This window comes from Streptomyces sp. NPDC001401, from assembly GCF_042895385.1.
Lineage (GTDB): Bacteria > Actinomycetota > Actinomycetes > Streptomycetales > Streptomycetaceae > Streptomyces.
On sequence record NZ_JBIAWI010000019.1, the window covers coordinates 155,445 to 166,692 of the forward strand.

Genomic DNA, 11,248 nt, shown 5'->3' on the forward strand with positions numbered 1-11,248 from the left:
CGGGGGGAAGTACGGGTAAGCGGTTTCATCCGTTCAAGCGCCCTTCAAAACTTCTCCACGCCCGACCCTGATTGACGAATCATGCAAAGGGCTGCATACTCATGCATGTCAGTGAATGCGGTGTGAGGAGAACCCCGTGACCGAGCGCGTCGTACTCGCCTACTCAGGCGGTCTGGACACCTCCGTCGCCATCGGCTGGATCGCCGAGGAGACGGGCGCAGAGGTCATCGCCGTCGCGGTCGACGTCGGCCAGGGCGGCGAGGACCTGGACGTCATCCGCAAGCGCGCCCTCGCCTGCGGCGCCGTGGAAGCCGAAGTGGCCGACGCCAAGGACGAGTTCGCCGAGGAGTACTGCCTCCCGGCGATCAAGGCCAACGCCCTCTACATGGACCGCTACCCGCTGGTCTCCGCCCTCTCCCGGCCGACGATCGTCAAGCACCTCGTCGCCGCCGCCCAGAAGCACGGCGCCACCACGGTCGCCCACGGCTGCACCGGCAAGGGCAACGACCAGGTCCGCTTCGAGGCCGGCATCGTCGCCCTCGCCCCCGGCCTCAAGTGCATCGCCCCGGTCCGCGACTACGCGATGACCCGCGACAAGGCGATCGCCTTCTGCGAGGAGAAGCAGCTCCCGATCGCGACCACCAAGAAGTCCCCGTACTCCATCGACCAGAACGTCTTCGGGCGCGCGGTCGAGACGGGCTTCCTGGAGGACATCTGGAACGCCCCGATCGAGGACATCTACGAGTACACCTCGAACCCGGCGGCCCCGCGCGACGCCGACGAGGTGATCATCACCTTCGAACAGGGCGTCCCGGTCGCCGTCGACGGCAGGCCCGTCACCGTCCTGCAGGCCATCCAGCAGCTCAACGAGCGCGCCGGCGCCCAGGGCATCGGCCGCATCGACATGGTCGAGGACCGCCTCGTCGGCATCAAGTCCCGCGAGGTGTACGAGGCCCCGGGCGCGATCGCCCTCATCACGGCCCACCAGGAGCTGGAGAACGTCACCGTCGAGCGCGAACTCGCCCGCTACAAGCGGCAGGTGGAGCAGCGCTGGGGCGAACTCGTCTACGACGGCCAGTGGTTCTCCCCGCTCAAGCGCGCCCTGGACGGCTTCATCGACGAGGCGAACCAGCACGTCAACGGCGACATCCGGATGACCCTGCACGGCGGCCGCGCGGTCGTGACGGGCCGCCGCTCCGACACGTCGCTCTACGACTTCAACCTCGCGACGTACGACACTGGTGACACCTTCGACCAGGCCGCGGCCAAGGGCTTCATCGACATCTACAGTCTGTCGTCGAAGATCGCTGCCAAGCGGGACCTGGCATAACACCGACCGACCTCCCTAGGAGCAACGCAAGTGAGCAGCAACAGCGGTGACGTCCGGCTCTGGGGCGCCCGGTTCGCCGACGGCCCCTCCGAGGCCCTGGCGAAGCTGTCCGCGTCCGTCCACTTCGACTGGCGGCTGGCGCCGTACGACATCGCGGGATCGCGTGCCCACGCGCGCGTGCTGAACAAGGCGGGCCTGCTCACGGACGACGAGCTGACCCGGATGATCGAGGGCCTGGACCAGCTCGAGGCGGACGTGGCGTCGGGCGAGTTCGTCGGCACGATCGCCGACGAGGACGTCCACACCGCCCTGGAGCGCGGCCTCCTGGAGCGCCTCGGCCCGGACCTCGGCGGCAAGCTCCGCGCCGGCCGCTCCCGCAACGACCAGGTCGCGACCCTCTTTCGCATGTGTCTGCGCGACCACGCCCGCACCATCGGCGGCCTGATCGCCGACCTCCAGGACGCCCTGATCGGCCTGGCGGAGGCGCACCCGGACGTGGCGATGCCCGGCCGTACCCACCTCCAGCACGCCCAGCCGGTCCTGTTCGCCCACCATGTCCTCGCGCACGTCCAGTCCCTGTCCCGGGACGCGGAGCGCCTGCGCCAGTGGGACGAGCGGACGGCGGTCTCGCCGTACGGCTCGGGCGCCCTCGCGGGCAGCAGCCTCGGTCTGGACCCCGAGGCGGTGGCGAAGGACCTCGGCTTCGAGCACGGCAGCGTCGGCAACTCCATCGACGGCACGGCGTCCCGCGACTTCGTGGCGGAGTTCGTCTTCATCACGGCGATGATCGGGGTCAACATCTCCCGGATCGCCGAGGAGATCATCATCTGGAACACGAAGGAGTTCTCCTTCGTGACCCTGCACGACGCGTTCTCCACGGGCTCGTCGATCATGCCGCAGAAGAAGAACCCGGACATCGCGGAGCTTGCGCGAGGCAAGTCCGGCCGCCTGATCGGCAACCTGACCGGCCTGATGGCCACGCTCAAGGCCCTCCCGCTCGCGTACAACCGCGACCTCCAGGAGGACAAGGAGCCGGTGTTCGACTCCATCGACCAGCTGGAGCTCCTGCTCCCGGCCTTCACCGGCATGATGGCGACGCTCACCGTGCACCGGGAGCGCATGGAGGAACTGGCCCCGGCCGGCTTCTCCCTCGCCACCGACATCGCCGAGTGGCTGGTCAAGCAGGGCGTCCCCTTCCGGGTGGCGCACGAGGTAGCCGGCGAGTGCGTGAAGGCGGCCGAGGCCGAGGGCAAGGAACTGGACGAGCTGACGGACGACCAGTTCGCCAAGATCTCCGCCCACCTGACCCCCGAGGTACGGACGGTCCTGAACGTGCCGGGCGCCCTGGCCTCCCGCAACGGCCGCGGCGGCACGGCGCCCAGCGCGGTCGCCGTCCAGCTCGCCGAGGTCAAGACGGACGTGGCGGCACAGCACGCGTGGGCCACGGCCAAGCAGGCCTGACGGCCGCACCGCAGCGAGCAGCAGGGCCCGGACATCCCGTCCGGGCCCTTCGCGCTGTCCGGACCGCTTGGTAACAGATGAGATTCGGCCAGTGGCCGAAACCTTGACTCGCCCTTGCTTGGAGGTAAGCATTCCGGTTACTCGGTCGACAATGCCGAACACCGGTCGACCGGAGCCGAGCATGAAAGGGACGTCATGCGCGCACGACGTACAAGACGAACAATCCGCCTTCTCGCCGTCACCGCCATAGCGGCGCTGTGCGCCTTCGGGCTCACGGCCCCCGCAGGCGCCGCCGACACTCCGCCGCCCGGCGCGAACGACTGGTCCTGCAAGCCGGACTCGGCCCATCCGCAGCCGGTGGTCCTGGTGAACGGCACCTTCAAGACCTCGTACGAGAACTGGCTGACCCTCTCGCCTGCGCTGGCGCAGGCCGGTTACTGCGTCTTCTCCTTCGAGTACGGCGGCCTGGAGACCGCTCCGATCCCCGACTCGGCGGCCGAGCTGCGGGACTTCGTGAACGCCGTGCTCGGCGCGACCGGCGCCAAGAAGGTCGACATCGTCGGGCACAGCCAGGGCGGCATGATGCCCCGCTACTACGTGAAGTTCCTCGGCGGCGCGACCAAGGTCGACGACCTCGTCGGCATCGTGCCCTCCAACCACGGCACCACCAACCCGCTCGCCCTCGCGGCCGGCGCCACCGTCTGCCCGTCCTGCGTCGACCAGACCGCCGGTTCGGACTTCCTGCAGAAGCTCAACTCCGCCCCGGAGACCCCGGTGGGCCCCGACTACACGGCGATCGCCACCAAGTACGACGAGGTCGTGGTGCCGTACACCAGCGCCTTCCTCAAGGGACCGGACTCGTACGTGACCAACGTCCTCCTCCAGGACCGCTGCCCGCTCGACACCACCGAGCACGACCAGGCGCCCAAGTCGCCCCTGGTCGAGCAGTGGGTGTTCAACGCCCTGGAGCACGACGGGCCGGCCGACCCCGCCTTCGTACCGCGCTGCATTTAGGGCGGGCTGAAGCGCACGAGGCTGGGTAGATTGGTGCGAGATCCCCTCCTTGTGGTGCGGGATCTCCTCCGCCGATCGTGCAGGGAGCCTCGATGCCCTTCAGCCGCCTGGCCCACGCGACCACGCCCACCGCTCACATCGGACTGGGTCTCGCCGCCGTCGGCCGTCCGGGCTACATCAATCTCGGCCGGGACCACGACCTCGGAGAGAACCGCAGCGCCGAAGCGATGCGCACCCGTACCCACGAACTCCTCGACGCCGCCCACGCCCAGGGCGTCCGCTACTTCGACGTGGCCCGCTCCTACGGCCGCTCCGAGGAGTTCCTCGCCGACTGGCTGAACGCCCGCCCGGACATCGACGACGTGGTCATCGGCAGCAAGTGGGGCTACACCTACACCGCCGGCTGGTCGGCGGACGCCGAGACGCACGAGGTCAAGGACCACAGCCTCCGGACCTACGAGCGCCAGCGCGCCGAGACCGCCGAACTGCTCGGCGACCGCCTCGACCTCTACCAGATCCACTCGGTGACCCCGGACAGCCCGGCCCTCACCGACAAGGAACTCCACGCCAAACTGGCGGAGGCGGCCGCCCAGGGCACCAGCATCGGCTTCTCCACCAGCGGCCCGGCCCAGGCCGACGCGATCCGCGCCGCCCTCGCCGTGACGGTCGACGGCGAGCCCCTCTTCCGTACCGTCCAGTCCACCTACAACGCCCTGGAGACCTCGGCCGCCCCCGCCCTCGCCGAGGCGCACGACGCCGGACTCACGGTGATCGTCAAGGAGGGCATGGCCAACGGCCGTCTCGCGGACCCGTACGCACCGGACGCGCTGAAGGCCGTAGCCGCAGAAACGTCTCTCGGCTGCGACGCGGTCGCCCTCGCCCTGATCCTGCGGCAGCCTTGGGCCGGAGTCGTCCTCTCCGGCGCGGCGACCGTCACCCAGCTCGCCTCCAACCTGCACGCGGCGGTCGTGGACCTGGACGAGGACCAGCTGGCCCGCCTGGCCGAACTGGTCGAGGAGCCGCAGGCCTACTGGGCGCGGCGCGGACAGCTGCCCTGGCACTGAACAACCGGCAGGAACCCCTCACCCCTGTGAGACGTACGCGCCCACAATGAGACATCAATGTCTCACATGCGCTACTGTTGTCTCATGGCCGTTGATCGTGACCACGTACTGCGCACCGCCGCAGCCCTGCTGACCCGCAAATCCACTGCGACGATGGACGAGGTCGCCAAGGCCGCCGGGATCAGCCGCGCCACGCTGCACCGCCACTTCGCGGGCCGTGACGCGCTGGTACGGGCGCTCGAGTCGCTCGGCATCGCGGAGTGCGAGGCGGCCCTCGACGCGGCCCGGCTGGACGAGGGATCCGCGAGCGAGGCCGTGCGCAGGCTGGTGGGCGAGATCCAGCCCGCCGCCGGCCTGCTCGCCTTCCTGTACGGCGAGCACCAGCTCTGGGAATCCGACCAGCACGCCGGCTGGTTGCGGCTCGACACCCGCATCGGCGCGGTGTTCGTGCGCGGTCAGCAAGCAGGCGAGTTCCGTATCGATCTCAGCCCTGTCTGGCTCACGGAGGCGCTCTACGGCCTGATCGCCTCGTGCGCCTGGGCCATGCAGGACGGCCGCGTCGCCCCCAAGGACTTCACCCACATGGTCGCCGAGCTGCTGCTCGGCGGCGCGCTACGGAGAGAGGAACCATGACCAGCACCCTGCAGCCGGCGACCACGACCGAGGCGGTGAAGCGCCCGGGCCGCTGGCTCGCGCTCTCCGTCCTGGTGCTCGCCGTGCTGCTGGTGGCCGTCGACGCGACCGTCCTCGGTCTCGCGACCCCCTATATCAGCGAGGACCTGAAGCCGTCCGGCACCCAGCTCCTCTGGATCGGAGACGTCTACTCCTTCGTCATCGCGGGCCTGCTGGTGTCGATGGGCAGCCTCGGCGACCGCATCGGCCGCAAGCGGATCCTCCTGGTCGGCGCCACGGCGTTCGGCGCGATATCGATCCTCAACGCCTACGCAACGACACCGGAGTTGATGATCCTCGCCCGCGCCCTGCTCGGCGTCGCGGGCGCCACCCTCATGCCCGCCACCCTCGCCCTGATCCGCAACCTCTTCCACGACCCGCGCGAACGCAGCCTGGCCGTCGGAATCTGGGGCGCAACCGCGTCCGCGGGCACGGCAATAGGCCCGATCGCAGGAGGCTTCCTCCTCGAACACTTCTGGTGGGGCTCGGTCTTCCTGATCAACCTGCCGGTGATGGTGGTCCTGGTCCTCGTCGGCATCCGCACGCTGCCCGAGTCCCGCAACCCGAACCCGGGCCCGTGGGACCTGACCAGCGTCGCCCTGTCCCTGGTCGGTGTGATCGGCATCGTCTACGCGGTCAAGGAGGCCGCGACACACGGCTTCCAGTGGCCCACGCTCGCCACGGGCGCACTGGGCGCGGCGGCCCTGTACTGGTTCATCCGCCGCCAACTCACGCTCCCCAGCCCCTTGTTGGACATGCGTCTGTTCCGCAACCGCGGCTTCAGCGCCGCGGTCCTGGCCGACCTGCTGACCATCCTCGGACTGTCCGGCCTGGTCTTCTTCCTCTCCCAGTACCTGCAACTCGTGCAGGGCAGGCGCCCGTTCGAGGCCGGCCTGGCCGAACTGCCCGCCGCGGTGGGCGCGGTGGCCGCGGGCCTCGTCGCCGGACGCGCGGCCCGCCGTTTCTCCGTGCGGGCGGTCGTAGCGGGCGGTCTGGCAGCGGTGGGCCTCGCCCTGGCGGCCCTGACCGTGATCGACCAGTCGACCGGCTACCCGCTCCTCGGCACCGTGCTCCTGGTCGTCGGAGTGGGCGCCGGCTTCTCCTTCACGGTGACGGCCGACGTCATCCTCTCCTCCGTACCGAAGGAACAGGCGGGCGCCGCCTCAGCCGTATCGGAAACGGCATACGAACTGGGCGCGGCCCTGGGAATCGCCGTACTCGGCTCGATCGTGACGGGCGTATACCGCGGCTTCGCCGCTCCGTCCGGTACGCCGGAGGGGGCGCACGAATCACTGGGCGGCGCGGTGGAGGCGGCGCGTGGAATGCCGGCGGAACCTGCGCGGGAGCTGCTGTCGTCGGCGCAAGGGGCTTTCGTCGACGGCCTCGGGATCGCGGCGGGGGCAGGGGCAGCCGTACTTCTTGCGACGGCAGTTGCGGCATGGTTCATGCTGCGAGGCCAACGGCTGGACACCGCCCCCTAAGGGGCGCGGGGAACTGCGCGAGCAACCCCCACAAGCCCGCGCCCGACAACGAACCCTTATGCAGCCTTGGCCTTGGTCGCATACATGTCCACGTACTCCTGCCCGGACAGCCGCATGACCTCAGCCATCACGGAGTCGGTAACGGCCCGCAGCACATACCGGTCCCGGTCCATACCGTCGTATCGCGAGAACTCCATGGCCTCACCGAACCGAACAGTGACCTTCCCGGGACGGGGGATACCCGCACCGCCCGGCTGCAACTTGTCCGTCCCGATCATCGCGAAGGGAACAACAGGCGCCCCCGTCATCAGCGTCAGCCGCGCGATACCGGTACGCCCCCGGTACAGCCGCCCGTCGGGCGACCGCGTGCCCTCGGGGTAGATCCCGAAGACCTTCCCCTCCTCCAGCACCCGCCGCCCGGTCATCAGCGCGGCGACGCCGCCCCGGCCGCCGTCGCGGTCCACCGGGATCATGCCGACGCCGGTGAAGAACCAGGCCATGAGCCGGCCCTTGAGGCTCTTGCCGGTGACGTACTCGTCCTTGCCGATGAAGAACACCTGCCGGTCGCACACGAGCGGCAGGATCATCGAGTCGATGAAGGTCAGGTGGTTGCCGGCCAGGATGACCGGACCGTCACCCGGGATGTGCTCCGCGCCCTCCACCTGTGGGCGGAACATCAGGCGCATGATCGGTCCGAGCACTGCCTTGATGAGCGCGAAGCGGGACAACGGGCCCTCCGGTGTCAAGGGATTCGGTATGAGTCTGTGCAGGTGAGGACGATACTCGCGGTTCCCGGGGTCTTGCACATCGGGTTCACCGAGGTCTTACGCAGTGTTGACGCGGGTTTACCTGCGGTGACGCGACGTTGCCTGCCGGTAACAGCCCGGAACTATGTGACGGAGGTCGCGCCGCCGAACGGGCGAGCCGCAGGGGCCGCCGGACGGCTCGTCGGACCTCCTTTCCCGTACGACCTCATGTGACATCCCGAGTCACCCGCATGTTCCGGCCAACGCCTCCCTCGCGTCATGTCCACGCACCTACGATCGGCCCGCTGAGAGAACAGATCGAGCCGACGTCAGGGGAGGCGCTCATGGGAACGCAGGAGAACGAGCAGACAGGCGGCACCGGACGACGGGCGCTCCTCGGCGCGGCGGTACTGGGGGCGGGCGGAGCCGTACTCGGCCTGTCCGGTACGGCGAGAGCCGCGGGCGCCGGCTACGGGAACGGCGGGCTGAAGAGCCTGCCCAAGCCGACGATCATCGGCCACCGCGGAGCCAGCGGCTACCGGCCGGAGCACACCTTCGGCTCGTACAACCTGGCCCTCGACCTGGGCGCCGACGTCGTCGAGGCCGGCGACCTGGTGCCCACCAAGGACGGCCATCTGGTCTGCCGGCACGAGCCGGAGATCGGCGGCACGACCAACGTCGCCGACCATCCCGAGTTCGCCGACCGCAAGACCACCAAGGTGCTGGACGGTGTGTCCACCACCGGCTGGTTCACCGAGGACTTCACCCTTGCGGAGCTGAAGACGCTGCGCGCGATCGAGCGCATTCCGGCCAACCGCCCGCACAACACCCTCTACAACGGCCGCTGGGAGATCCCCACCTTCGAAGAGGTCCTGAAGTGGCAGGACGAGCAGACCCGCAAGCGCGGCAAGCAGGTCTGGATCTACCCGGAGACCAAGCACCCCACCTACTTCCGCAAGCTGGGCCTGGGCCTGGAGGAGAGGGTCGCCAAGCTGCTGCACAAGTACGGCAAGGACAAGCGGAACTCGCCGGTCATCCTGCAGTCCTTCGAGCCGAGCAGCATCCAGCGCCTGAACAAGCTGGTCGACAACCCGCTGGTGGTGCTCCTGTCCGCCGCGACCAGCCGCCCCTGGGACTTCGTCGAGGCGGGCGACCCGCGCACCGTTGCCGACCTGATCACCCCGAAGGGCCTCAGGGAGATAGCCGGTTACGCGCAGGGCCTCGGCCCGACCCTCGACCTGATCATCACGAAGAAGGCGGACGGCAGCCTCGACAAGCCGACCACCCTCGTCTCCGACGCGCACAAGGTCGGCCTGATCCTGCACCCGTACACCATGCGCAACGAGAACCCCTTCCTGCCGGCGGAGTACCGCAAGGGCACGGCCGTGGACGCGTACGGCGACCCCTTCGGTGCCTTCAAGACCTACTTCGCCACCGGCATCGACGGCGTCTTCACGGACAACGCCGACACCGGACTGCTGGCCCGCGAGGACTTCGTCAACGGCTGAGCCCCTGGCCCCGGTTGGGGTGAACAGTCGGCCGTCCGGGCAACTCGGGCCCGGACGGCCGCGTCGAACCGCATATGACGCACGACCTGGTTGCCGCTCTGCGCCCGCTGCTCACCGCCGAGGCCTCCGCGGAGGCCCATGCCTCCGGAACCGAGCCGGGTGACCTGGAACAGGCGGTCTGGCTCCGCCTCCTGGAACATCTCGAGGCGGACGGCCCGCCCCCCGACCCCCAGCGCTGGCTGCGCAGCGCCGTCCGCTCCGAGGCGCGCCGCACCCGCCGTACGACCCGCCACGAACGGCCGTACGACATCGAGCCGGCCGACGACATCGACCGCGACCCCGAACAGCTGGCCCTCGCGGCGGCCCGCCGCCGGGCCCTGCGGGACGCCGTCCGCCGCCTGCCCGGCCGCTGCCCCAGCCTGATGGAGGCCCTGCTGTCCCCGAAGGACCTGACATACCGGGAAATCGCGGGGGAGTTGGGTATCTCACAGGGGAGTCTCGGTCCGGAACGTTCCAGATGCCTGGGATGTCTCCGTCGTTTGCTCTCGCCGGAGGTTGCGGCCCGCGAACCGCGGGGATAGGAGTGAGGGACAACGTGGCGATCAGGTGAGCGGGAGGCGTGCGCACATGGGCATGAGCGTGACCATCTCGGTGGCGACCGAGCAGGATGCAGAGCAGATCTTCAGGCTCCAGTACCTGTGCTTCCAGAGCGAGGCGGCGCTGTACGGCAACTACCGCATCGACCCGCTCGTCCAGAGCCTGGACTCGGTCCGCCAGGAGGTGGCCGCCGACTGCGTCTTCGTGGCGCGGCTCGGCGAGGAGGTCGTCGGCTCGGTCCGCGGCCGCGTCACCGAGGACGGCTCCGCCTCCATCGGCAAGCTCTGCGTCCACCCCCGCCTCCAGGGGCACGGCATCGGCGCGCGGCTGCTGCGCGCGGCCGAGTCGGCGCTGGCCGGGGAGCGTGGCGCAAAGGTGTTCCGCCTCCACACCGGCCACCGCAGCGAGGGCAACCTGCGCCTGTACCGCCGGGTGGGCTACCAGGCCGTGGGCACGTCGCAGGGCAACGACGGGGTACCGATGATCGTCCTGGAGAAGCCGGCCGAGGCGTACGTGGCTACTGCGTGACGGTGCGGTTCCTGCGCAGCCAGTACAGCGCGGACAGCGGCAGCAGTACGGGGATGAAGACGTACCCCATGCCGTAGTCCGACCAGACCGTCGCGTCGGGGAAGGCGGACGGCTCGACCAGCGTCCACGTACCGACGATCAGCACACCCGCGAGTTCGGCGGCGCAGCACCACTGTGCCGCCTTGCGGGCCCGCTCGCCGCCGCGGACCAGCGAGTAGGTGATGAAGCCATAGACGACACCCGCGACGGCGGACAGCGAGTAGGCGAGCGGCGCCCGGTCGAACTCGGTCGCGATCTGGAACACGGAGCGTGAAACGGCCCCGACGACCATGACGCCGTAGAACCACACGAGCAGCATGCCCGGCCCGCTGATCAGCCGCGTCCTCGTGGGCTTCTCCTGCACCGAGGTCACCTCAGCCTCCCCAGATGTCGTAGAGCCGCACTTCGAGAACGGCCAGGACGATACCGCCGGCGGCCACCGTCACCGAACCCCAACGGGTGCGCTCCGCCAGTGACATGAAGCCCGCCGCCGGCACACACGCGAACGCGCCCAGCAGATACGCCACGAAGATCGTCGTGCCCTGCTCCGGCTTCTCGCCCCGCGCCAGCTGCACGATCCCGATCACCAGCTGCACCACGGCCAGCAGCGACACCACGCCCATGCCGATGAAGTGCCAGTCCTTCGTCGGCTGGTCGCGATAGGCGGCCCACCCGCACCAGGCGGCGAGCAGCAGCGCGGCGACGCCGGTCGCCAGCGTCAGGGCATCAAGCATGCAGCGACCTTAATACGGACCAAAAGACCTGCTGCGCCCGGCCCGGGCAGTCCATGGCCACCGTGGCCTTGACC

Annotated in this window: 12 protein-coding genes; 9 read left to right on the top strand and 3 right to left on the bottom strand. The window is 69.5% G+C overall.

Annotated features, from left to right (window positions below; translation table 11 throughout):
• The first annotated feature begins 136 nt into the window (after nucleotides 1-136).
• The 6 genes from ACFY10_RS43360 to ACFY10_RS43385 all read left to right on the top strand — a co-directional run bounded on the left by ACFY10_RS43360 (nucleotide 137) and on the right by ACFY10_RS43385 (nucleotide 7,022).
• The gene (locus ACFY10_RS43360; protein ID WP_390670850.1) at nucleotides 137-1,330 is read left to right on the top strand and encodes an argininosuccinate synthase; all 1,194 of its coding nucleotides are present in this window, start codon (nucleotides 137-139) and stop codon (nucleotides 1,328-1,330) included.
• Between the two features lie 30 nt (nucleotides 1,331-1,360).
• Nucleotides 1,361-2,791 (top strand): argininosuccinate lyase, encoded by a 1,431-nt coding sequence (gene argH, locus ACFY10_RS43365; protein WP_390670851.1) that lies wholly within the window; start codon nucleotides 1,361-1,363, stop codon nucleotides 2,789-2,791.
• Between the two features lie 195 nt (nucleotides 2,792-2,986).
• Nucleotides 2,987-3,805 carry an alpha/beta fold hydrolase gene (locus ACFY10_RS43370; protein WP_390670852.1) on the top strand — a complete coding sequence of 273 codons (819 nt, stop codon included), beginning with the start codon at nucleotides 2,987-2,989 and terminating at the stop codon, nucleotides 3,803-3,805.
• 92 nt (nucleotides 3,806-3,897) lie between these two features.
• The gene (locus tag ACFY10_RS43375) at nucleotides 3,898-4,869 is read left to right on the top strand and encodes an aldo/keto reductase (protein ID WP_390670853.1); all 972 of its coding nucleotides are present in this window, start codon (nucleotides 3,898-3,900) and stop codon (nucleotides 4,867-4,869) included.
• Nucleotides 4,870-4,953: 84 nt separating this feature from the next.
• Nucleotides 4,954-5,502 (top strand): TetR/AcrR family transcriptional regulator, encoded by a 549-nt coding sequence (locus tag ACFY10_RS43380; protein ID WP_390670854.1) that lies wholly within the window; start codon nucleotides 4,954-4,956, stop codon nucleotides 5,500-5,502.
• Nucleotides 5,499-7,022 carry an MFS transporter gene (locus ACFY10_RS43385; RefSeq protein WP_390670855.1) on the top strand — a complete coding sequence of 508 codons (1,524 nt, stop codon included), beginning with the start codon at nucleotides 5,499-5,501 and terminating at the stop codon, nucleotides 7,020-7,022. Before ACFY10_RS43380 ends, ACFY10_RS43385 begins: the two co-directional genes overlap by 4 nt.
• 56 nt (nucleotides 7,023-7,078) lie before the next feature.
• Here the strand turns inward: ACFY10_RS43385 and ACFY10_RS43390 are convergent, their stop codons facing one another.
• Nucleotides 7,079-7,750 carry a lysophospholipid acyltransferase family protein gene (locus tag ACFY10_RS43390; protein WP_390670856.1) on the bottom strand — a complete coding sequence of 224 codons (672 nt, stop codon included), beginning with the start codon at nucleotides 7,748-7,750 and terminating at the stop codon, nucleotides 7,079-7,081.
• Between the two features lie 362 nt (nucleotides 7,751-8,112).
• Here ACFY10_RS43390 and ACFY10_RS43395 point away from each other — a divergent pair, with 362 nt between their 5' ends.
• The 3 genes from ACFY10_RS43395 to ACFY10_RS43405 all read left to right on the top strand — a co-directional run bounded on the left by ACFY10_RS43395 (nucleotide 8,113) and on the right by ACFY10_RS43405 (nucleotide 10,401).
• Nucleotides 8,113-9,276, top strand: a complete 1,164-nt coding sequence (locus ACFY10_RS43395; protein ID WP_390670857.1) for a glycerophosphodiester phosphodiesterase — start codon at nucleotides 8,113-8,115, stop codon at nucleotides 9,274-9,276.
• Nucleotides 9,277-9,350: 74 nt separating this feature from the next.
• A complete protein-coding gene (locus ACFY10_RS43400; RefSeq protein ID WP_390670859.1) occupies nucleotides 9,351-9,857 on the top strand; it encodes a sigma-70 family RNA polymerase sigma factor in 507 nt (168 codons plus the stop codon).
• A gap of 46 nt (nucleotides 9,858-9,903) precedes the next feature.
• Nucleotides 9,904-10,401 carry a GNAT family N-acetyltransferase gene (locus ACFY10_RS43405; RefSeq protein WP_390670860.1) on the top strand — a complete coding sequence of 166 codons (498 nt, stop codon included), beginning with the start codon at nucleotides 9,904-9,906 and terminating at the stop codon, nucleotides 10,399-10,401.
• On the opposite strand, the gene ACFY10_RS43410 is transcribed toward ACFY10_RS43405, so the two are convergent.
• Together ACFY10_RS43410 and ACFY10_RS43415 are read right to left on the bottom strand one after the other, a co-directional pair.
• On the bottom strand, nucleotides 10,391-10,813 hold the full coding sequence (locus ACFY10_RS43410) for a hypothetical protein (RefSeq protein ID WP_390670861.1): 423 nt from the start codon (nucleotides 10,811-10,813) through the stop codon (nucleotides 10,391-10,393). The genes ACFY10_RS43405 and ACFY10_RS43410 overlap by 11 nt on opposite strands.
• Nucleotide 10,814: 1 nt before the next feature.
• Nucleotides 10,815-11,174: a hypothetical protein gene (locus tag ACFY10_RS43415; RefSeq protein WP_390670862.1), complete on the bottom strand. Its 360-nt coding sequence runs from the start codon at nucleotides 11,172-11,174 to the stop codon at nucleotides 10,815-10,817.
• Between the last annotated feature and the right edge of the window lie 74 nt (nucleotides 11,175-11,248).

Bases quoted from the DNA above. Each gene is read 5' to 3' on its own strand.
- ACFY10_RS43370 (WP_390670852.1), top strand. From the start codon at position 2,987: ATGCGCGCACGACGTACAAGACGAACAATCCGCCTTCTCGCCGTCACC.
- ACFY10_RS43375 (WP_390670853.1), top strand. From the start codon at position 3,898: ATGCCCTTCAGCCGCCTGGCCCACGCGACCACGCCCACCGCTCACATC.
- ACFY10_RS43380 (WP_390670854.1), top strand. From the start codon at position 4,954: ATGGCCGTTGATCGTGACCACGTACTGCGCACCGCCGCAGCCCTGCTG.
- ACFY10_RS43385 (WP_390670855.1), top strand. From the start codon at position 5,499: ATGACCAGCACCCTGCAGCCGGCGACCACGACCGAGGCGGTGAAGCGC.
- ACFY10_RS43395 (WP_390670857.1), top strand. From the start codon at position 8,113: ATGGGAACGCAGGAGAACGAGCAGACAGGCGGCACCGGACGACGGGCG.
- ACFY10_RS43400 (WP_390670859.1), top strand. From the start codon at position 9,351: ATGACGCACGACCTGGTTGCCGCTCTGCGCCCGCTGCTCACCGCCGAG.
- ACFY10_RS43405 (WP_390670860.1), top strand. From the start codon at position 9,904: ATGGGCATGAGCGTGACCATCTCGGTGGCGACCGAGCAGGATGCAGAG.
- ACFY10_RS43415 (WP_390670862.1), bottom strand. From the start codon at position 11,174: ATGCTTGATGCCCTGACGCTGGCGACCGGCGTCGCCGCGCTGCTGCTC.